This window comes from Alteromonas sp. WD8-37, from assembly GCF_055326825.1.
Window position 1 is genome coordinate 37,337 of the sequence record NZ_JBUZOV010000008.1, and the last position, 21,929, is coordinate 59,265.

The following is a 21,929-nucleotide window of genomic DNA, read 5'->3' on the forward strand; positions in this document are numbered from 1 at the left end:
TGGATACCCAGTAGCACCATGATCCTGATTGATGTCGCCGTTCCTGTGCCACTACGCCAGATGTTTTCTTACACCCACCCTTCGTCGCTGGAAGCCGGGGTGCGCGTGCTGGTGCCCTTTGGCCGGCGCCAGCTGGTGGGCATTGTCACCGGCCACCGAGCGGCGGAAGAGAGCGAGCAGGATAGCACCAAACTCAAAGCCATTGACGAGGTGCTGGACGCCGAACCGGTGTTCAGCCTGGCCATCCTTAATCTGTGTCGCTGGCTATGGCAATATTATCATCACAGCCCGGGCGAAGTACTGCATACTGCTTTACCGGTGCGACTGCGCAAGGGCGAGCCGGCTGAGCCGGCAGCCGAATGCTGGTATCAGGTGACCACGGATGGCCAGGCAACCGACGCGACCAGATTGTCGCGGGCACCACGTCAGCAAGCCTGCCTGGCGCAGCTGCAACAGCAGGCCTGTCGCGCAGAGGTGTTAAAAAGTGATTATTCAGCCGCAGTGCTCAAAGCCTTGCAAGAGCGGGAGTTGATTAAACAGGACTGGCGTGCCACCAGCCCTCAGCCGCAGCGCTGGCTGACCGATTTTGCCCCGACTGGGGCGCCTCGTCCCGACCCGGAACAAGCGCTGGCCATTACCGCCATTGTGCAGCAGCAAGGCAAATTTTGCCCGTTTTTGCTCGAAGGAGTGACCGGCAGTGGCAAGACCGAGGTGTATCTGCAGGCCATCGAATCAGTGTTACTGGCCGGTCGACAGGTGTTGATTCTGGTGCCGGAGATTGGCCTGACCCCGCAAACAGTGGCCCGTTTTACCCAGCGCTTTGGTATTGAGGTGGGCGTGCTGCATTCCCAAATCACCGACAGTACCCGCCTGGCGGTGTGGCAGCAGGCCCGCGCCGGTGAGCTGGGGATCATCATTGGCACCCGCTCGGCCATCTTTACCCCGCTACGCTACCCAGGCATGCTGATTGTGGATGAAGAGCATGATGAGTCGTTCAAACAGCAGGACGGCTTACGCTATCATGCCCGCGACCTGGCGGTGCTTCGTGCCCAGCAGGACAGTATCCCGCTGGTGTTAGGCTCGGCCACGCCGTCGCTGGAATCGTTGAATAATGCTTTGAGCAAGCGCTATCGGCACCTGCAACTCACCCGACGGGCTGCCGGCGCCCAGGCCACGCTTCAACACGTGCTGGATATAAAAAACCAGCCTATGCAGTTTGGCCTGGCGGCCGGCACCCTGACCCTGATGCGCCAGCATTTGCAGCAAGGCAATCAGGTGCTGGTGTTTGTCAATCGGCGCGGCTTTGCCCCGGCGCTGGTCTGCCATAAATGCGGTCACACCGACAGTTGTCAGCGCTGCGAACGGCCCTTTACCGTGCATAAGGTGCAGCGGCGGTTGCAGTGCCACCATTGTGCAGCTACCCGGCCTATCCCCCGGCAATGTGAACAGTGCGGTCACCGGGAACTGATGACCGAAGGTATCGGCACTGAGCAGTTGGAACAAGGCTTAGGCCAGCTGTTTCCGGATGCGGCACAGGTGCGCATCGACAGTGATTCCATTAAAGGCAAAGACAAGCTGCCGGCGCTGCTTAAAGCCATCAACGAGCAGCAATATCAGTTGCTCATTGGCACCCAGATTTTATCTAAAGGCCACCATTTTCCTCATGTGACCCTGGTGGTAGTGTTGGATTGTGATGGTGCGCTGTTTAGCGCGGATTACCGCGCGCCAGAAAAACTGGCGCAACTGGTGACCCAGCTGGCTGGCCGGGCAGGGAGGGCCAGTAAGCCGGGCGAAATGTGGCTGCAAACCCATAACCCGGAGCATCCGTTGTTACAGGATCTGATCCACAACGGCTATGGCCATTTTGCCCGCCATGCTTTGCTGGAGCGCAAAATGGCACAGCAACCGCCATTTTCCAGCCAGGTGGCACTGCGGGCTGAAGCGCTGGACGGGCAGGCAGCCTGGGCGTTTTTGCAACAGGCCAGTCAGGCCTTGCAGCAAGACGCGGTGCGTATTATCGGGCCGATGCCGTGTCTGATCGAAAAACGCCAGGGCCGTTTTCGTTTTATGCTGCTGATCCAGTCGGATAAGCGCAAACAACTGCACGAATGTGTGCGCCTAGGCTTGCCCCAGGTGAGCAGCCTGCCACTGGCGGCCAAGGTGCGCTGGTCGGTGGATGTCGACCCCACCGACTTTAGCTAGTCGATATAACAGCTGTGGCTGCACACACGCTATGGTTGAATTACGGGCAGCATTCAGGGATGCTTTTAGGGTAAACTATGCGCCGGTCAGAATGCTTATCTGACGGCTTAGCAGAGGAATGAGTGCCTTATATGGCTCAACGCGATTATGTATCTCGCGGTCGTGGATCGCAGAATAAAAACAAAAAACAACCCAAAAAAGCCACCCGTAACAGCCGCCAGCCGCCTCCGGGCCGGGCCAGTGCCGGCACGCTATCAAAAATCCGGTTGGCCATCGTGGTGCTTCTGTTCGCTGCGTTTGTGTGGTTTTTATGGTCCATCAGCGGCAGTGCACCGGATGAGGTGGATGCCCCGGTAGCGCCGCCGGTGAGCCGCACCCCGGAAGATGCCTTACCGGAGATGCCTGAAGAAGAATGGGAATACATCAAATCTCTGCCTGGCTATGAGGTCGAAGTGGAAGTGGCCGAGCAGCAACAATCGGATAAACTGTATTTGCTGCAATGCGGCTCGTTTCGTACCCGTGCCCAGGCCGAAGAAATGAAAGCCAATATCGCCTTTCAGGGCTTAGAAGCGCAGATCCGGGATACCCGCGGCACCAATGGCCAGTGGTTCAGAGTGATTTTAGGCCCGCTGCAAACCAAACGGGATGCCGAACGGGCTAAACATACCCTGCGCAAAATCAATATTACTACCTGCATGATCCTGACCTGGTCGCTGTAAGCAAGCAGCCCGGGTCAGCCGTGGCCGGCGGCAAAATGTACAAGCCGTTCGGCCACTCTTGAAATCCTGCCACAGCGCCCCACTTATCTTTCACTGTGTAAAATTGTTGGGGCGGCAATGCTGCGCCCCACCCACCAATGGGGAAGACTCGTGACAACAATCGTTTCTGTAAGACGCAATAATCAGGTCGTCATGGCAGGGGATGGCCAGGTCTCTTTGGGCAATACGGTGATGAAAGGCAATGCCCGCAAAGTGCGCCGCCTGTATCACGACAAAGTACTGGCCGGATTTGCCGGTGGTACCGCCGATGCATTTACGCTGTTTGAACGCTTTGAAGCCAAGCTGGAAACGCATCAGGGCCATCTGACCCGGGCGGCAGTTGAGCTGGCCAAAGACTGGCGGACGGATCGTGCGCTGCGCCGCTTAGAAGCGCTGCTGGCGGTGGCCGACGAAACTGCCTCGTTCATCATTACCGGTAACGGGGATGTGGTGCAGCCTGAGCAGGATCTGATTGCGCTGGGTTCTGGCGGCAACTACGCCCAGGCAGCCGCGACTGCGCTATTAGATAACACCGAATTGTCGGCCAAAGAAATTGCCGAAAAAAGTTTAAGCATCGCCGGTGATATCTGCGTATTTACCAATCATAGTCAAACCATTGAAGTGCTGGACTACTAAGCCAGCCCCCATGATAAGCGCGAAGGCGGCACGCCTTCGCCTGTAGAAAGAAGGTTTTTTTCATGTCTGAAATGACTCCAAGAGAAATCGTTCACGAGCTGGACCGCCACATAATTGGCCAGCAGGATGCCAAGCGCGCGGTGTCTATTGCATTGCGTAATCGCTGGCGCCGGATGCAGCTGCCTGAAGAGCTGCGCCAGGAAGTCACCCCTAAAAATATTTTGATGATTGGCCCTACGGGAGTGGGCAAAACCGAAATTGCCCGGCGTCTGGCCAAGCTGGCCAATGCGCCCTTTATCAAAGTAGAAGCCACCAAATTCACCGAGGTGGGCTATGTAGGCAAAGAAGTTGAAACCATTATCCGTGATCTGGCCGATATTGCGGTCAAGATGACCAAAGAGCGCGAGATGACCAAGGTGCGCTATCGCGCCGAAGAGGCTGCCGAAGATCGCATCCTGGATGTGCTGTTGCCGCCGCCAGAAGATGCCTGGGGCAAAAAAGAAGAAGTAGAAGATCGCGGCACCCGCCAGAACTTCCGCAAAAAATTGCGTGAAGGCCAGCTCGACGACAAAGAAATTGAAATTGATGTGTCACAGTCGCAGATGGGCGTGGAAATCATGGCCCCACCGGGTATGGAAGAGATGACCAATCAGCTGCAGGGCATGTTCCAGAATCTGTCTGGCTCGCAAAAGAAAAAGAAAAAGCTGAAAATCAAAGAAGCCTTTAAGTTGCTGATTGAAGAAGAAGCTGCGCGCCTGGTCAATCAGGAAGATTTAAAAGAAAAAGCCATCGAAGCAGTGGAACAGCACGGCATCGTGTTCGTGGATGAGATTGACAAGATCTGTAAACGCGAAGGCAACCAGTCTGGTGATGTGTCCCGCGAAGGGGTGCAGAGGGACTTGCTACCGCTGGTGGAAGGCTCCACGGTGTCTACCAAGCATGGCATGGTCAAAACAGACCATATCTTGTTTATCGCATCAGGCGCGTTCCAGATGAGCAAGCCGTCGGATCTTATCCCGGAATTGCAGGGGCGTTTGCCAATTCGGGTCGAGCTATCCGCTTTGAAGGTGGATGATTTCAAACGCATCTTAACCGAGCCCAATGCCTCACTGTGCGAGCAGTATCGCGCCCTGATGGCCACCGAAGGGGTCACTGTTGATTTTGCCGAGTCAGGCATTCAGCGCATTGCTGAGGCGGCGTGGCAGGTCAATGAGCGAACCGAAAATATCGGTGCACGCCGTCTGCACACGGTGCTGGAGCGCCTGATGGAAGATATCTCGTATGATGCCTCTGAAAAATCCGGTGAGTCGTTTGCCATCGACAAAGACTATGTCGATAGCCACTTAAACACTCTGGTGGACAACGAAGATCTGAGCCGCTTTATCTTGTAAGCGCACCGGTATTTAAACCATTGCCAAGCCGCCCACCCGGGCGGCTTTTTTTGTGCCGGCTAGTCGGGCTCGTCGCCACACAGCAAATCAGCCAGGGTGGCGGTAACAGGCAGTCCCGAGGCTGCTTCAAACTGGCAAAAATATGGCGCCGGGTTGGCTTCTAAAAACACGTACTCGCCTTCCGGCGTGAGCCGCCAGTCGATGGCGGTCCAGCGCATACCCAGTGCCTGGCAGGCCAGAATCGCATGCTGCTGCACTGTGTCAGGCAGTGTGTGCGGGCATAACCGGGTGTGAATGTCAGTGCGAAAATCCACATGATTTGAGCGTAACTCGGCGCTGAGCACCTGCTGGCCAATCACATAGCTGCGCACATTGGTGCCGCTGATGAATTGCTGCACAGTAAGCGGGGCTGCGGCCAGCGCAGCCTGCCACTGCGCGAGAGAATAATCACTGGCGGTGAGCCGGCGGCAATACCCCCCGCCATGGGCCGGTTTCAACACAATGTGCTGGTGGCGGCGGGCAAAGTCATTCGCATCAGCGGCATAATTGCCCACATAGGTGGCTGGCGTGCGCAGGCCCAGCTGGCGTACAAGGTATAACTGCTGCGGTTTTCGGTGGTGAAACTGAATCGCGCTGACCGGGTTATACCAGATAAACTCACTGGTATATAGCAGGGTGCTTAATACTGCTTGTTGGTTTTTCTGGCTGGTTACCGAGGTCTTGGTCTCATCGTCGGCGGCGGTTTGCCATTGCTGCCAAAAGGCGGCGCTAAAGTCGGGTAGTGCCCAGGTATGATCTGCCTCATGCAGCAGGCCTACACCGCTATCCGGCGACCAGCTGAGTTTTACCTGACCCGGGTACCAGGCATTATTGAACACACAGCAGCAGACATCACGGGCCTGCAATTGTTGCAACAGCGCCTGTGTTTCCGGGCTTTGGCGGGTACCTAAAATTAATATATTGGTCATAGTATATCCTGGCAAAATAACGCCGGCGCTATGGCCGGCGGTTACTGGTTACATCCACATCAGTTCAGGCATATCACCACCGTCTTCACCGATGGCCAGGGTGTAATACTTGATGGGCTTTAAACTTAAATTGACTGCCATGGCGACTTCACTGGGCACCATCAGGTTGCCGCCGCTGATGTGCGCAGCTTCCTCGGCGTCTACTTCGTAAACATAAATGGTATGGGTTGTCATTGTCATCACTCCTTGATGTTATGGATAATCGACCACCAGGGTCACTATTACTTTACCGGATATATCCGGGCTGACAGCTGTACCTTGGAGCGGTTTGTGCGGCTCAATGGGTGCAGCATGTCAGTAGCTTATACCGCAGCGCGCAAGGTCACCGGGCTGGCATAGACATGGTGAAAATAGCCGGCCATCAGCGCCGCGCGGTTGCGGATGCTGAGCTTGCGATAGATATTGGCACAGTGAAATTTCACGGTACGCTCACTGATATACAAATCGCTGGCGATCACCTTGTTGGGCAGGCCCTGAATGATTTTTCGAGCCACTTCGGCTTCGCGTTTGGACAAACTGTCCAGGCAGATATGGGGTTGTGGGGGTAGATTATGCATGCGTCTCTCCTTATGAAATTAATGGCCCAGCTACAGGCTGAGCCGGTTTATCAATGCGCCGCAGCTGCCCGTTTTCCAGCGCATAAACCGTATCGGCCATGGCAATGGTGTCGGGGCGGTGCGCCACAATGATGCGGGTGATGGCCAGCGCTTGCAGATGCGCATTGATGCGCGCTTCGTTGGCCACATCCAGGTGGCTGCTGGCTTCATCTAAAAACAAAATGCGCGGCTGACGATAGAGCGCCCGAGCCAATAGCAGACGCTGCTGCTGGCCACCACTTAAGCTGCTGCCCATATCACCGATGAGGGTCTGGTATTGCATCGGCATGGCCAGGATATCGTCATGCAGGCAGGCCTGCCGGGCCGCCCAGACCATGCGCTCAGGGCAGGGCTGCTCATCAAAACCGGTCAGGTTGGCCATGATGGAGCCGCTAAGACAGGCATCATCCTGCAACACCGCCGCGCTGTGCTGGCGAAATGTCGGGTTGCCATGCACCGGTTGGTGATCGCAGGTCACGGTGCCGGTTCCAGGCTGAATCAATCCCATCAGACATTTAAGCAGGGTGCTTTTGCCGGCCCCGCTGGGCCCGACAATAGCCACACAGGCGCCGGCCGGGATCTCCAGACTGACTTGGCTGAATAATTCAGCCTCCAGCGACCCGTGGCGATAGCCCAGCCCGCTGACGCTTAAGCTGGCGGCGCCGGTTGTGCTGGTTTCGGGCAGTCTGGCACGTTGCTGCGGTTCAGCCGGGCAAAACACCATGTCGGCAAGGCGCAGCAGATGCACACGCAACAGGCGTAGCTGAATCAGCTGGTTGATTAGAGTGGAAGCGGCACTGGTAAAGCGGCTTTTGTAGCTCATAAATGCATACAGCATGCCCACGCTTAATGCCGCGTCCATCACCGCATGGGCGGCCAGATACACCACCACAATATTTTCCAGCCCGAACAGCAGCTGATTAATCGTGTTGATATGGATGTCGATTTTGCCAATACGCACCGCACTGTTGAGACTGCTGGTCAGATGGTTAGCCCACTGATTGTGACGCTGAGCCTGATAATCCAGTTGTTTGATGGTCACAATAGAGCGCATGGACTCCATAAAATGCGACTGTTCCTTGGCCTGATTTTGCAGTTGCTCGGTGTTGAGCTGCGCCAGGTGCCGGTAGGTCACCAGCCGTAACAGCACAAATGCCGCCACACAGCCAACGACCACCAGGGTCAGGGTGGGCGAGTATAGCGCCATTACTATCAACATAAGCAGCGCCATGATGCCGTCCAGCACTGTGGTCACCAGGCCGGTGGTCAGTTGATCCCGAATTTGCCCGAGGGAGCCAAAGCGCGAGACAATATCGCCCAAGTGCCGCTTACTGAAATAATCAGCCGGCAGGCGCAGCAGATGGGCAAACAAATTGTGCGACATCTGCAGTTGCAGGCGTGAGGCAAAGCCTAAGATCACCCATTGCCGACACCAGCCGGTCAGGGTTTCAATTAATAACAGCAGGCCAAAGCCCAGCGCCAGTACTGTGAGCAGTCCCGCGGCCTGGCTTTGTAGCACCTCATCAATCACAGTTTGCATATAATAGGGGCTGGCCAGGGCAAACAGTTGCAGCAGAATGGATAAAACAAACACCAGCGCCAGGCTGCGTTTGATACCCAGGGCATGCTGCCAAAAATGACGCAAGGTCAGCCGTGGGCCGGGCTTGGCTGGCTCAAAAGCGGCGGTAGGGGAGACTTCCAGCGCAATACCGGTAAAGTGCTCGCTAACCTGTGCCCAGCTTAATTTGCGTAGACCCAGTGCGGGGTCCTGGATCCAAACCGTCTGCCGGGTGACCCGGGTTACCACCACAAAATGCTGCATATCCCAGTGCAATATTGCCGGTAGCTGCAACTCATGCAAATCCTCCAGCTCGGCTTTGACTGCGCGGGTGGACAGCTGCATGGCATTGGCGATCTGCATCAGCTGCTGTAGGGTCAGGCCCCGCCCGGACAGACCAAACTCCTGACGCAGCGCGCCTAAGTCCCGGCCATCCTGATGATATTGGGCCATCATACATAAACAGGCCAGCCCGCATTCGGCTGCTTCGGCCTGAAACACCATGGGGACCGGGCGGTGAGGGCGCCAGCTAAGCGCTGGCAGTGTCAGGCTGTGCATCAGATATTCCCCCGCAGACTCAACACCGGCTCCAGTAGCCACTCCAGCAGACTGCGTTCGCTTAAGGTCACACTGGCCGAAAAGGTCATACCGGAGCGCAGATGAATGGCCTGGCCATAGGCGCTAAGCTGTTGCTCATCCAGTTGCACACTGGCCCGAAATACCGGTTCGGACACCGCTACCGGCAGATGACGGGTGTCGGTGGGCAACAGCGCCGTGCGTGACACCTGCTCAACGCGTGCGGTATGCATGCCAAATTTTTGATAAGGAAAGGCATCGTAGCGCAGCTGCACAGCCTGGCCGGGGGCGACAAAGCCGGCATCGCGCACCGGGATCAGCATATGGGCCTGCAAGCGGGCGCTGCCAGGCAGCAGGTTAAGCAGGCTGGTTTGCCCGGCTAGCGGCTGGCCGGCTTTCACATTGAGGTTGGTGACGGTGCCGGCACTGCTGGCCGTGATCACCTGCTGGGTTTGGCTGGCCAGACGGGTCAACTGCTGCTGTAATTCACTGCGCCGCTGCGCCAGGCTGGCCAGTTTCGACGCATGCTGCACCTGCTGCTCCTGACGCTGGGCAACAGCATCCAGACGCGCCTGAGCGTGCAGGCTGGCGCTATGTTGATGTTGCTGCCACTGCTCTTTGGCCTGCAATACCTGGGTGTGCAGCATTTCTACCTCGCTGCGAGCAATGTGCTGGCCACTGAGCGGTTGTAACCGGGCAAAACGATTAGCCAGCAACTGGTAGCGCTGGTGGCTGGTGGTCAGCAAACTATTTAGCTGGGTTTCAGTCATCTGTGCGGCTTGCTCGCGCCGGATAAAGCGGGTCTGTTGTTGCGCCCATAGCGTGTCAGCCTGTTTTACCTGCTGGTCCAGCATCACCAGCTGGGTAGCAAACTCTGCTGCCAGTTGCTCATGGGCCAGCGCGCCGCCGGGCAGGGCGGTGGCTTGCTCAATCACCAGTAATGGCTGGCCCTGGGTGACTGTGTCACCATTTTTTACCAGCACCTGAGTGACCAGGCCGCCGTTGGCGGGTGCCGGGATCCTGACAACGCCTTCTACCGGTTCTACCCAGCCGGTTACCGTGGCCTGGCGACGAAAATCATGCTGGGCCAAAAATACCAGCGCGGCCATCAGCCAAATCACCAGCAAGACGCAGCAGGTGAGCATGGGCAAGCCGGGCAGTAATATTACTTTGCCTTGCAGGCGCGGGCCCTGGCTGGCCAGCGCTTCAGGTCTGAAAAGTCCGTTTCGCATAATGTCTTCCTGTGACAAAAAAAGGCTGGCCAGAATCGCAGGTTCGCATCCTTGCGAATAACGGGCTCCGTGGCGGCGTCCTTACTGCCTCCTTGCTGCCCTCCTGCGGTTCTGCCAGGCGTGGGTGATAACCGTCAAATCCAGCCCTCCTGGCCGGCGTCGAAACGCAGTGATTAGGGTTATCGCATCGATGAATCACCGATGGCCTAACTGTAGAAATTTTGCGCATGACGCGCTTTGTCTGATGGGTCGATATGCGCGTGCAGCCCTTATGCTGCGCAGAGTGGCCGAATTTTAAACGGCCATGACCGAATAATGATAATCACAGCTGGGTGTGTGAGATGAGGGAGCGTATTTGCTGATTTTAGCGAAGGCACTAACAGGCAAAAGCAGGCAAAAAAAAGCCACCCTTACGGGTGGCTTTCAGGTGATTTACACAGCTAATTAATGCGACCAGTGATATTTGTGTGCTTTTTCGCTGATCTGCTGTTCTGTCTCAGCAGGCATAAAGGTCTGGTTATCCTGCTCAAAGAAGAATGGCTGGCGCGGGGATTTGCTGCCCAGTTCATTCATGGTGGCGGCTTCATACACCCGGCCATTAAGTACGGTGTACTCCACATACTCGCTGCGGCTTAAGTCATCAAGCACATTGCCATCAATCACCACCATATCAGCCAGCTTACCGGCTTCAATGCTACCAATGTCCTTGCCCATGCCCAGATGGGTGGCACCATCAATAGTGGCGGCACGCAGGGCTTCAAACGGGGTAAAGCCACCTTGTTCCATCAACCACATTTCCCAGTGCGCGGCCAGACCTTCGCGCTGGCCATGGGCACCAATGTGCACACTGACGCCATTTTCACGCAGGGTTTTGGCATACTCGGCCACCGCCACATGGTTATACTGGCTATCCGGCGCGGTGGGGCGGCGAATGGCCCGGCCATCCAACAGGAATGATGGGGTATAGCGCAACAGGCGCGGATTTTTCCATACCTCGGTGCGATCGTACATGTACTCTTCGCCCATCATACCGCCGTACGACACCACAAAGGTGGGGGTATAACCAAACTCCGACGCTTTCCATAGCTGGGTGACATCACTGTAGCCTTTTTCGATCGGCAAGCTGTGCTCCAGGCCGGTATGGCCGTCCACCAGCATGCTTAGGTTTTGCTGCAACTTACCGCCGCCTTCTGGCACCACCATCATTTGCTGTTCGCGGGCAGCCTGCAAAATCTGCTGGCGTTGGGTACGGGCTGGCTGATTATAGCTTTTTACCGAAATGGCACCGGCATCTTTTAAGCGCTGTACATGAAAAAACGCATCGTCATAGTCGTTGACGATGGCTTTGTAGCCCAGGGCCTCGGCGCCGTACAGAATGGCTCCGGTAGAGTAGATCCGCGGCGCTATAATCTGGCCGGCGCGCTGCATCTCTGACGCGGCGAATACCTCGGTGGTGTCATTAGACGGATCGTGAATGGTGGTCACCCCAAATGCCACATTGGAGAATTGCCCCCAGTTTTGCTGCGGGATAATCTCATTGCGGCCCTGCGCGCCGTGCGCATGGGCATCTACCAGCCCCGGGATGATGGTTTTGCCGGTGGTGTCTACGCGCATGGCGCCATCAGGAATCTGGATCTCGCCCTGACGGCCCACTGCCTTGATGCGGTTGCCCTCAATTAAGACCACGCCATTTTCAATCACTTCCTGCTGATTGTCGGCATTGCGCATGGTCACGATAGTGCCGCCAATTAAGGCTTTTTGCCCGCTGGGCTTATCGGCCTCGGCTTTAAAGGACAGGTTCATGCCGTCGGCTTCCGGCTCAGGCAATTCTTCTTTATCCGCCACAAAGGTAAAGCTTTCAGCCAGTTCGCGCTCGTAATAATGCGGCCCATGGAACCAGCCGACGGCTTTATTATCCGGCCGCCAGGTCAGGTATTCGCCAGCACGGGCAGACAATTGCTGTACCGGCAGCGAGGTCATGTCCGGGCCCAGCGTGACTTTTTTACCGTTGGTGACATACGGCGCTACATAGGTTTTAAACTGGTGTACAAAGGCTACCCACTGGCCATCGTGGGACAAGCGATACTCGCTGACCTTATCGGCACCGTACAGATGGACCTGCTTATCGTCACCCGCCAGGTTGACACTGCTAAACTGGGTTTCCGGATAGGGCGTGCCGCCGACCGATTCGGTGAAAAACACCCGCTGATTGTCACCGGCAAAATGTGGCGCGTGACCAGACGAGGCCACCTTGGTAGTGGTGCTATCAGCCAGTTCAGTCACATACAGGCCCGGCTCCAGTGAATATTTCGGGTCCAGCAGGTAGCCGCCTGAGAATTTGCGGTAGGTCACCAGCTTACCGTCGGTAGAAAAGCTGGGCTCCACATAGTGGCCTGGCTCGGGCGTGATCACTTTGCTTTGGCCACCGTTGGCGTCAATGATGCGCACCGCGCCGAGCTTTTGGTCATGCCAGCTGGTATACACAATGTGTTTACCATCATTGGAATAGCGCGGGAAGTATTCGTCATGCTCGTTTTGTGAGGTCAGACGGCGGGTCTTGCCGCTGGCGATATCCTTCACATACAGCTTGCCCAGTGCCTGGAACAACATGCTCTTGCCATCGGGGGATTTTTGACTCCAGCGGATCATTTTGACATCAAACTCATCCGGGGCCACATCCACATCAAAGCGCAAGGCGTCGGCCAGCTGCTTGGTGGCCGTAACCGACACGTCAATATCGCTGACTTCTTTGCTGTTGATATCAATTTTATGAAAGGTACCGCCGGTCCAGTAGACAATCGACTGGCTGTCTGGCATCCAGTCAAAATACGCATAATAGCCTTCTGAGCCAAAGCCTTCTTGCATATCACGCTCCAGCTCAAGCGTCAGCGGCTGCTCTTCACCGGTGGTCAAATCTTTCAAAAATAAACCGGTTTTGTCTTTCACCCGGCGAATAAAGGCGATGTGTTTACCATCCGGTGAGGGGGTAGGCACGATGGCGCCGCCGGTGCCGCTGATAAAGCGGGTTTCTTCACCGGTTTCACGGTCATAGCGGGTGATAGCAAAAATGCCTTTAAGCGGGTCGCGGTTATATTCAAACTGTGCGCCCGGTACAGTGTTTTGGGTGTAATACAAATATTTGCCATCGTGGGAAAATACCGGATCGGCGATATTTTGCTGGTCGGCCTTGCCATTGACCCGGCCTTTGATCTTCAGGCCATCACCGCCGCTTTTGTGGTACATCCAAATCTCGCCGGCCGGAATACTGCGGCTGGACATGATGCCTTTCATCGCCACCAGATAGTTACCGTCCGGACTCCATTTTGGCGCGTGGATCAGATTGGCTTTTTCCTGTGACACCTGGCGCAGATTTTCGCCATTGCTGTCCATCACCCAAATATTAGAAATGCCACCACGGTCAGAGACAAACGCGATCTCACTGCCATCGGGCGAAATAGCCGGTTCAATATTCCAGCCAAAATCTGCAGTCAGCGATTGGGCTTTGCCGCCCTGGGTATCGACCTTGTAGATATCACCTAACATATCAAACACCATGTAACTGCCATCGGGCGAGACAGACAGGCTCGACCAGGTGGTTTGATCGGTGTTGATGGTGACTTCGGTTAAATCAAAAGGGGGATTCAATACATCCCATTCGGGCTCGGCTGCTGTTTCAGCATGGCTGCCAAAAGTACAGGCGGTGCCCAGTGCCAGGGCAAGTACAGAGCGACGAAAGCAGGTTATCATTGTTATTTTCCAGTCATTGCTAAATCACGGTCAGTTAAGGTATCGGGTATTAGCGGTCAATGCAAAACCCCTTAACGCAGCTAGCCGGCGAATCGCCTTGAATGTAATCAGCTTGTAACAGCGGGGCTATTTAGGCGAAGCCAACAAAAAAAGGGGCGCTGTGCGCGCCCCTTGTTAGTATTTTATCCAGACCGTTGTCAGGTCATGGTCACATATTCTTCAGCGCTGGTGGGGTGAATCGCCACACAGGCGTCAAAGTCAGCCTTGGTGGCACCCATTTTCATGGCTACCGCAAAGCCCTGTAAAATTTCATCCATGCCGTGGCCGATCCCATGCAAGCCGACCACTTTTTGCTCATCTCCGGCACACACCAGTTTCATCTTGGTGGGCTGGCGATGTTTAGTGATGGCTGTGTACATGGCTGAGAAAGACGAAGAATACACAGTGAGGGCATCATCACCATACTGCTCACGGGCGGCGTCTTCGGTCAGCCCGATGGTGCCGATGGGCGGGTGACTGAACACCACGGTGGGGATCAGCGAGTAATCCAAATGGGCTTTGTCCTGACCGTTAAACAAGCGCTCGCTCAGCAAACGGCCGGCTTTGATCGCCACCGGAGTCAGTTCCACCTGGCCGGTGATATCGCCTATGGCATAAATGCCGTCGGCGCTGGTGTTTTGAAATTTATCGACTGTGATATAGCCTTTATCATCGGTTTTAACTGCGGTATTTTCCAGCCCCAGTTTATCGGACGAGGGATCCCGGCCAATGGCCCAGATCAAACAATCGGTCAGGATCTGTTCGCCACTGGTCAGATGCACACATAGCTCACCGTCGTCACGCTTTTCCACTTTTTCTACACCGGATTGTTTGTGCAGAGTCGGGCCTTCATTATGCATCACATCCACCAGGGTTTCGTAGATGATGTTATCAAAATGGCGCAGCGGCGCATGATGGCGTACTACCAGGTCGGTCTGGGTGCCTAAGCTGTGCAACACACCAGCCAGTTCCACCGCAATATAGCCGGCACCGATGACCACCGCCCGCTTAGGCTGTTGCTTCAGGGCAAAAAAACCGTCTGAATCGATGCCATGCTCAGCGCCCGGGATATCCGGCAGGCGCGGATGACCGCCGGTGGCAATGGTAATGTGCGGGGCACGGTATTGTTCGCCGTTGACCTCAATGGTGTGGTCATCCACAAATTTGGCATAGCCATCTACCACCGTAATGCCGTTGGTGGCCATCATCTTGTCATAGGAGGCGTGAACGCGCTCTATATACGCCTGGCGATTGGCCACTAAAGTGGGCCAGCTAAAGCTGTTTACGGTCACATCAAAGCCATAATCTTCAGAATAGCGATTGATGGCTTCGGCTACGCCGGCACCAAACCACATGGCTTTTTTCGGCACACAACCCACATTGACACAGGTACCGCCCATCAGATTGCCTTCGATGATGGCGACTTTTTTGCCGTGTTTGGCGGCGCGGTTGCCCGAGGCGATACCGCCGCTGCCGGCCCCGATACAGATATAATCAAATTCGTGCATAGTCTCTCGCTTTTTATCAAGCCAATTCAAAGTATTGTGGCACGGGGCCGGGCCCGGCTCAATCCAAACACGCATTGCGTTAATGCGCACACTGTGTTGCTTGTACGTACGACCGGTCTGGCAGACCATGTAAAAAAGGTAATGTAGCCGATCCTGTTGAACAAAGCGTGCTGCCACACGTAGATACTGCCGGTTACTTGTTTTTCCGCTGCCGGGACCTTACATTCTGTTGCACGCACACAAATAAAAGTGAGAATTTCATGACACAACCTGCCATCACCCTGGTCGACGGCCTGCCGGTGTTTTCCCAGATCACGCCGGAACAAATTAAACCCGCCATCGAACAAGCCATTGCCGAGTGTAAAACCACCATTGACGAGGTGGTGGCGTCTGGGGATTACAGCTACGCCAATGTGGTGGCGCGAATTGAAGAGGTGGATGATCGCTTAGGCAAAATGTGGTCGCCGGTGTCGCACATGAATTCTGTGGTTAGCAGTGATGCCTTGCGCGAGGCTCATGATAGCTGCCTGCCGTTGTTATCAGAATACGGCACCTGGGTGGGCCAGCATGAGGGCTTGTACAATGCCTTTACCGCACTTCGCCAAAGTGACGGATACAGAAGCCTGGATGAGCAACGCCAAAAGTATATCGAAAACACCATCCGTGATTTTACCCTGTCTGGGGTGGCGTTACCGGCGGACAAAAAAGCCCGCTATGCCCAAATCAGTGCGCGTTTGTCTGAGCTTTCTTCCACCTTTAGCAATAATGTGATGGACGCCACCATGGGCTGGACCAAGCATGTGACTGATGAAGAAGCGCTGGCCGGTATGCCAGAGTCTGCGCTGGCGGCGGCACGCCAGGCGGCCGAGCAAAAAGAGCTGGATGGCTATCTGTTTACGCTGGATATTCCTTCGTATCTGCCGGTAATGCTGTATGCGCAAAACCGTGAGCTGCGCGAAGAAATGTACCGTGCCTTTGCCACGCGCGCCTCGGATCAGGGGCCCAATGCCGGTAAGTGGGACAACACCGAGATCATCAACGAAATTCTGGCGCTACGCACCGAAGCGGCAAAAATGCTGGGTTTTGATAATTATGCCGAGCGCTCTCTGGCCACCAAAATGGCCAGCTCCACCGACCAGGTGGTGAGTTTTATTCGCGATTTGGCTGACAAGTCGATGCCCCAGGCCAAGGCCGAGCTGGATGAAGTCAAAGCCTTTGCCAAAGAGCAGGGCGTCGACGAACTGCAAGCCTGGGATGTGCCGTATTACAGCGAGCAGCTTAAACAGCAAAAATACACCATCTCGGACGAAATGCTGCGTCCATATTTTCCCGAAGATACTGTGCTGCGCGGCTTATTTGATGTGGTGCACCGCTTGTACGGCTTATCCATTGTGGAGCAACCGGGGGTCGATACCTGGCATAAGGATGTACGCTACTTCACCATCACCGATGAAGCCGACCAGCTGCGCGGCAGTTTTTACTTTGATTTATATGCCCGCGCCAACAAGCGCGGCGGCGCCTGGATGGATGAATGCCGGGTACGCCGGGAGCTGCCCAATGGCGAGTTACAGTTACCGGTAGCCTATCTGACCTGTAATTTTAATGGTCCGGTGGGGGATAAGCCTGCGCTGTTTACCCATGATGAAGTACTGACGCTGTTCCATGAATTTGGCCATGGTCTGCATCATATGCTGACTAAGATGTCGGTGGCCGGTGTGTCGGGTATCAACGGGGTACCATGGGATGCGGTGGAGCTGCCCAGCCAGTTTTTAGAAAACTGGTGCTGGCAGGAAGAGGCTCTGAATTTTATCTCAGCCCATTATGAAAATGACGAGCCGCTGCCGGCGGATTTGCTGGAGCGCATGCTGGCCGCGCGGGATTATCAGGCCGCCATGCAGATGATGCGTCAGCTGGAATTCAGCCTGTTCGACTTTTTGTTGCATCAGCGGGATGGCGACAAGGTCGATGTACAGCAACTGCTCAATGAGGTGCGCCAGGAAATGGCGGTGCTCACCCCCCCTGAGTTTAATCGCTTCCAGCACAGCTTTGGGCATATTTTTGCTGGCGGCTATGCGGCCGGCTACTACAGCTATAAATGGGCGGAAGTGCTCTCCAGTGATGCCTTTAGCAAGTTTGAAGAAGACGGCATCTTTAACCGCGAAACCGGCAAAGCCTTTTTGCACAATATTCTGGAGATGGGTGGCAGCCGCGAGCCGATGGATCTGTTTGTGGCGTTTCGTGGCCGCGAACCGCAGGTGGATGCATTGTTACGTCATAGCGGGATCAAAGCCTGATGGCGGCAGAGGCCTTTGCCACCATTTATCAGCGCGCCTGTGAACGCAAAGGCTCTGAAGCCGCGTTACAGGCGCTGCTGGCGCAGCCTAAAAGTGCGGCTCAGGTGGCCGCGATACCCGATGACCGGTTTTTAGCCGCCATGACCCGGCAAGTGTTCAAATCTGGCTTTGTATGGCGGGTGATAGAGCAAAAATGGCCGGCATTTGAAGAGGTGTTTTTCGACTTTGATGTGGAAAAGATCCTGCTGATGCCCGATGAGATGCTGGAGCGCAAAGCCGCCGATGCGCGCATTGTGCGTAACTATAAAAAAGTCATGACCGTGCGCGACAACGCCATAATGGTGGCCGATGTGGCCCGTGAGTATGGCAGTTTTGGTGCCTTTGTGGCGAGCTTTGGTCCGGCTGATATCACCGGGCTGTGGCAATGGCTCAAAAAGCGCGGTGCCCGCTTAGGCGGCAACACCGGCCCTTACATGTTGCGAGCCCTGGGTGTAGACACCTTTATCTTGTCCCAGGACAACGAAGATTATCTGCGCAAGCATGAAGTCATTGATGGCGGCGCGCAAAGTCAGCGCAGCCTGGCCGCGATGAATGCCCAGTTTATGCGCTGGCACGAAGAAAGCGGCTTGCCACTGACCCAGCTAAGCCAGATCTTGTCGTTAAGTTGGGGCAACAACCAGCGCTAAGCCGGTGAAAATCCGGCAAATGGCTGTTGTTGCCGGCCAATATTGGGTACACTTTGCAGCACTTACCAACACAGGTTACAGGATTTGTATGAGCGACAACGATGCCCGCCAGAACGCGGCTGATACGCCGCCAGCCCAGGGCCAGGAGCAAACCGATTTTGGTTTTCGCCAGGTAAATAAAACACAAAAAGCTTCCATGGTGGCCAATGTGTTTGATTCGGTGGCGGCCAAATACGATGTGATGAACGACCTGATGTCGCTGGGGATCCATCGCCTGTGGAAACGCTATACCATCGATTGTGCCGCGGTACGGGCCGGGCACAAGGTGCTGGATATTGCCGGTGGCACCGGTGATTTGACCGCCAAGTTTTCACGCCTGGTGGGCGAGCGAGGCTCGGTCACCCTGGCAGATATCAACCTGTCCATGCTCAAAGTCGGCCGCGATAAACTGCGCGACCAGGGCCGCGTGGGCAATATCGATTATGTACAGGCCGATGCCGAAAACTTGCCTTTTCCGGACAACACCTTTGATGTGGTGACCATGGCATTTGGTTTGCGCAATGTGACCGAAAAACAAAATGCGCTTAATTCGATCTACCGGGTGTTAAAGCCGGGCGGCCGGCTGCTGGTGCTGGAATTTTCCAAGCCCGCCTCTGAGCATCTGTCCAAAGTGTACGATATGTATTCGTTTCACATTTTGCCGCGCATGGGCCAGCTGGTGGCCAACGACAGCGAAAGTTATCGCTATCTGGCCGAAAGCATCCGCATGCATCCGGACCAGGAAACCCTCAAAGGCATGTTTGAACAGGCCGGCTTTGAACAGTGTGACTATACCAACCTCACTGGCGGCATTGTGGCGCTGCATCGCGGGTACAAATTTTAATGCCGGCATCGTCTCTGCTTATCGCCGCCATCGAACAGGGGCTGAACCGCCTGGTAGCCCTGGATGAAGACAGCCGTCAGCGGCTGGATGATTTAGAAGGCAAGCAATTGACGGTGTTTGTCAAAGAGCTGCCATGGGGCCTGACCCTGGCGTTTTCTGATCGTATTGACGTGCTACTGGAAACGCGCGACGCCGAGGAAGTGGCACTGCATTTATCCGACCACAGCTGCTGCATCGAAGCAGAGCTACAGGTGTTACCGCAACTGACCCAGACCAGTCAGCTTACCCGCCTGATCCGCGAACACAAGCTGGCCCTGCATGGCGAGCTCAGTGTTGCCCAACAGGTGGCCGGGTTGTTCCAGCAACTGGATATTGACTGGGAAGGGCATTTGGCTCGGTATACCGGTGATGTGCTGGCCCATCAACTGGGGCAGGGGTTGCAACGGCTGCGTCTTCAATGGCAGGACAGTGCCCGACGCGCGCAGGCCGGCCTGGCCAATGCGCTGACCGAAGAAAAACAGGTGGCTGTTAATCAGCTGGCCATTACTCATTTTAGCGATCAGGTCGATGCGCTGCGCGATGATGTGCAGCGCTTTGAAGCCCGCCTGAACGCCCTGAATAAGCAGCAATCGCCCTCCTAAACATGCAAATTTTTCGCTTGTACCAAATTAATAAGGTGCTGTTGCAGCACGGCCTTGATGAGTTAATCCCGGACCGCTGGATGCCCTGGTATATCCGCTTTTTGCGCATGTGCATCTTTTGGATCGGCAACCGCCATAAAGGCGAACCGGCTGGCGTGCGGATCACCGCTGCGCTGCAGTCGCTGGGGCCGGTGTTTATCAAATTTGGCCAGATGTTATCGACCCGCCGCGATCTGCTACACCCGGAGATTGCCAATGAGCTGGCCCGGTTGCAGGACAAGGTGGCACCGTTTCCGTCGCAAAGCGCCCAGAAAATTATTAAAGATGCGCTGGGCCTGCGCCAGTTATCAGAACTGTTCAGCGATTTTCAGGTGGAGCCGCTGGCCTCTGCATCTATCGCTCAGGTGCATGCAGCCAAGCTACACGGTGGCCAGGATGTAGTGGTTAAGGTCTTGCGCCCGGATATTCGCAAAACCATCGAAGCCGATATGGAATTGCTGTTTACGCTGGCCCAGGTGGTACAACGCTGGCTGCCTGATGGCAAGCGGCTGCGTCCGGTGGAAGTGGTGACCGAATACCAGAAAACCCTGGTGGACGAGCTGGACTTACTGCGCGAGTCGGCCAACGGCATTCAGCTGCGGCGCAATTTTGAAGGCTCTGATGCGTTATACATTCCAAAGATTTACAGCGACTACTGCCGTCACAATGTGCTGGTAATGGAGCGCATCTACGGCATACCGGTATCTAATGTGGATGCCTTGCTGGCGCAGAACACCAACATGAAACGGCTGGCAGAACGTGGCGTGGAAGTATTTTTCACCCAGGTGTTTCGCGACAGTTTTTTTCATGCGGATATGCATCCGGGCAATATTTTTGTCGGCACCGACAATCCTACCGAGCCGCGCTATATCGCCATTGATTTTGGCATTGTGGGGACGCTCAACAAAGACGACAAACGCTATCTGGCGGAAAACTTTGTGGCCTTTTTTAATCGCGATTATCGCAAGGTGGCGCAGCTACACGCTGATTCGGGCTGGGTGCCCCACGATACCAACATAGACGAATTTGAAATGGCGATCCGCACAGTGTGCGAGCCCATCTTTCAAAAACCGCTGGCCGATATTTCGTTTGGCAATGTACTACTGCAACTGTTTAACACCGCCCGGCGGTTTAATATGGTGGTCCAGCCACAGCTGGTGCTATTACAAAAAACCTTGCTGTACATTGAAGGGTTGGGCCGCCAGCTGTATCCGCAGCTGGATCTGTGGAAAACCGCCAAGCCATTTTTAGAAAACTGGATGAGCGAGCAAATCGGCATGCGCGCTATGTTTTCTAAAGTGCGTGCAAACCTGCCATTCTGGTCGGAAAAATTACCGGAAATGCCTGATCTGCTGCACGACAGCTTGCAACAGCTCAAACTGCTGCCCTTGCAGCAAGAACGGGCTCATCAGCAACAGCTGGCATTGCAGATCAATAACACCCGGGCCATCCATTATGGCATTGTGGGCGCCACCCTGATTGTGGTGGCAGCAGTGTTGCCGTTATACCAGCTGCATTGGTCGGTGGCCGCAATAAGTGGTGTGGCAGGGCTAGCTTGCTGGTGGCAATCCTGGCGTAAAGGCCATAGTAAAATTAAGCTGTAAATTTCGCTAAAATGATAATTTTATGACATTCGTTTTTCTTTGCGGATTTAGGTATCAATTTCTTAAATACCTGCTATAGTACTGACTGGCCATAGGGCCAAAGTCTTTAATAGACGTGCTAATTTTGTTTTTTGCGTTGATGTATAAATACTCAAGTTACGCCTGTGACTAGTTGTAAGTGGTTTGTTCATTCTAAAGTAAGACCCAAATTATCTCGTCCCCCAGTTAAAGACGATACGTGATACGTGAAAGCGATGTTTTAAGAAAGATTTGAGGTCTACATGTCTAAAGTTACAGGTACCGTTAAGTGGTTTAATGCTGACAAGGGTTATGGTTTTCTGACGCAGGATAGCGGCGATAAGGACGTTTTCGTTCATTTCCGTGCTATCGTTTCAGAAGGTTACAAGACTCTGAACGAAGGTCAGCGCGTAGAATTTGAAGTCGAGCAGGGTCAAAAAGGTCTGCAGGCTGCTAACGTAAACGCACTGTAAGGTGTAGCACACTTTGTGCG

The 21,929-nt window shown here is 54.9% G+C and carries 17 protein-coding genes; 10 read left to right on the forward strand and 7 right to left on the reverse strand.

All coding sequences use genetic code 11. The annotated features are described in order from the left end of the window. Positions 1–18 precede the first annotated feature (18 nt). The 4 genes from priA (at position 19) to hslU (ending at position 4,987) form a co-directional block, all read left to right on the forward strand. The gene (priA, locus tag ACTUJZ_RS14440; RefSeq protein WP_463637042.1) at positions 19–2,202 is read left to right on the forward strand and encodes a primosomal protein N'; all 2,184 of its coding nucleotides are present in this window, start codon (positions 19–21) and stop codon (positions 2,200–2,202) included. 131 nt (positions 2,203–2,333) lie between these two features. After that, on the forward strand, positions 2,334–2,921 hold the full coding sequence (locus ACTUJZ_RS14445) for an SPOR domain-containing protein (protein ID WP_463637043.1): 588 nt from the start codon (positions 2,334–2,336) through the stop codon (positions 2,919–2,921). Positions 2,922–3,071: 150 nt separating this feature from the next. Further along, a complete protein-coding gene (hslV, locus tag ACTUJZ_RS14450; protein WP_463637044.1) occupies positions 3,072–3,596 on the forward strand; it encodes an ATP-dependent protease subunit HslV in 525 nt (174 codons plus the stop codon). 62 nt (positions 3,597–3,658) lie between these two features. Next, positions 3,659–4,987: an HslU--HslV peptidase ATPase subunit gene (gene hslU, locus ACTUJZ_RS14455; protein ID WP_463637045.1), complete on the forward strand. Its 1,329-nt coding sequence runs from the start codon at positions 3,659–3,661 to the stop codon at positions 4,985–4,987. Between the two features lie 59 nt (positions 4,988–5,046). Here the strand turns inward: hslU and ACTUJZ_RS14460 are convergent, their stop codons facing one another. The 7 genes from ACTUJZ_RS14460 to gorA all read right to left on the reverse strand — a co-directional run bounded on the left by ACTUJZ_RS14460 (position 5,047) and on the right by gorA (position 15,271). After that, entirely contained in the window at positions 5,047–5,955 is a 909-nt protein-coding gene (locus ACTUJZ_RS14460) for an ATP-grasp domain-containing protein (RefSeq protein ID WP_463637046.1), read from the reverse strand. Between the two features lie 48 nt (positions 5,956–6,003). Further along, positions 6,004–6,189, reverse strand: coding sequence for a hypothetical protein (locus ACTUJZ_RS14465; RefSeq protein WP_463637047.1), 186 nt, complete (start codon positions 6,187–6,189; stop codon positions 6,004–6,006). A gap of 128 nt (positions 6,190–6,317) precedes the next feature. After that, a complete protein-coding gene (locus ACTUJZ_RS14470) occupies positions 6,318–6,572 on the reverse strand; it encodes a helix-turn-helix domain-containing protein (protein ID WP_463637048.1) in 255 nt (84 codons plus the stop codon). A 10-nt stretch (positions 6,573–6,582) separates the two neighbouring features. After that, entirely contained in the window at positions 6,583–8,727 is a 2,145-nt protein-coding gene (locus tag ACTUJZ_RS14475) for a peptidase domain-containing ABC transporter (RefSeq protein ID WP_463637049.1), read from the reverse strand. Continuing rightward, the gene (locus ACTUJZ_RS14480; RefSeq protein ID WP_463637050.1) at positions 8,727–9,977 is read right to left on the reverse strand and encodes an HlyD family secretion protein; all 1,251 of its coding nucleotides are present in this window, start codon (positions 9,975–9,977) and stop codon (positions 8,727–8,729) included. Before ACTUJZ_RS14480 ends, ACTUJZ_RS14475 begins: the two co-directional genes overlap by 1 nt. Positions 9,978–10,421: 444 nt before the next feature. Next, positions 10,422–13,724, reverse strand: a complete 3,303-nt coding sequence (locus ACTUJZ_RS14485) for an amidohydrolase family protein (RefSeq protein WP_463637051.1) — start codon at positions 13,722–13,724, stop codon at positions 10,422–10,424. A gap of 197 nt (positions 13,725–13,921) precedes the next feature. Next, entirely contained in the window at positions 13,922–15,271 is a 1,350-nt protein-coding gene (gorA, locus tag ACTUJZ_RS14490; RefSeq protein ID WP_463637052.1) for a glutathione-disulfide reductase, read from the reverse strand. Between the two features lie 260 nt (positions 15,272–15,531). Between gorA and prlC the strand changes: the two genes are divergently transcribed. The 6 genes from prlC (at position 15,532) to cspE (ending at position 21,909) form a co-directional block, all read left to right on the forward strand. Then, positions 15,532–17,565: an oligopeptidase A gene (gene prlC, locus ACTUJZ_RS14495; RefSeq protein WP_463637053.1), complete on the forward strand. Its 2,034-nt coding sequence runs from the start codon at positions 15,532–15,534 to the stop codon at positions 17,563–17,565. After that, a complete protein-coding gene (locus tag ACTUJZ_RS14500; protein ID WP_463637054.1) occupies positions 17,565–18,251 on the forward strand; it encodes a DNA-3-methyladenine glycosylase I in 687 nt (228 codons plus the stop codon). Before prlC ends, ACTUJZ_RS14500 begins: the two co-directional genes overlap by 1 nt. Before the next feature lie 88 nt (positions 18,252–18,339). After that, positions 18,340–19,134, forward strand: a complete 795-nt coding sequence (ubiE, locus tag ACTUJZ_RS14505) for a bifunctional demethylmenaquinone methyltransferase/2-methoxy-6-polyprenyl-1,4-benzoquinol methylase UbiE (protein ID WP_463637055.1) — start codon at positions 18,340–18,342, stop codon at positions 19,132–19,134. Further along, a complete protein-coding gene (locus ACTUJZ_RS14510) occupies positions 19,134–19,775 on the forward strand; it encodes a ubiquinone biosynthesis accessory factor UbiJ (RefSeq protein ID WP_463637056.1) in 642 nt (213 codons plus the stop codon). Before ubiE ends, ACTUJZ_RS14510 begins: the two co-directional genes overlap by 1 nt. Before the next feature lie 2 nt (positions 19,776–19,777). Next, positions 19,778–21,418, forward strand: a complete 1,641-nt coding sequence (gene ubiB / locus ACTUJZ_RS14515; RefSeq protein ID WP_463637057.1) for a ubiquinone biosynthesis regulatory protein kinase UbiB — start codon at positions 19,778–19,780, stop codon at positions 21,416–21,418. Positions 21,419–21,699: 281 nt separating this feature from the next. Beyond that, on the forward strand, positions 21,700–21,909 hold the full coding sequence (cspE, locus tag ACTUJZ_RS14520) for a transcription antiterminator/RNA stability regulator CspE (protein ID WP_265609086.1): 210 nt from the start codon (positions 21,700–21,702) through the stop codon (positions 21,907–21,909). The last annotated feature ends 20 nt before the right edge of the window (positions 21,910–21,929 follow it).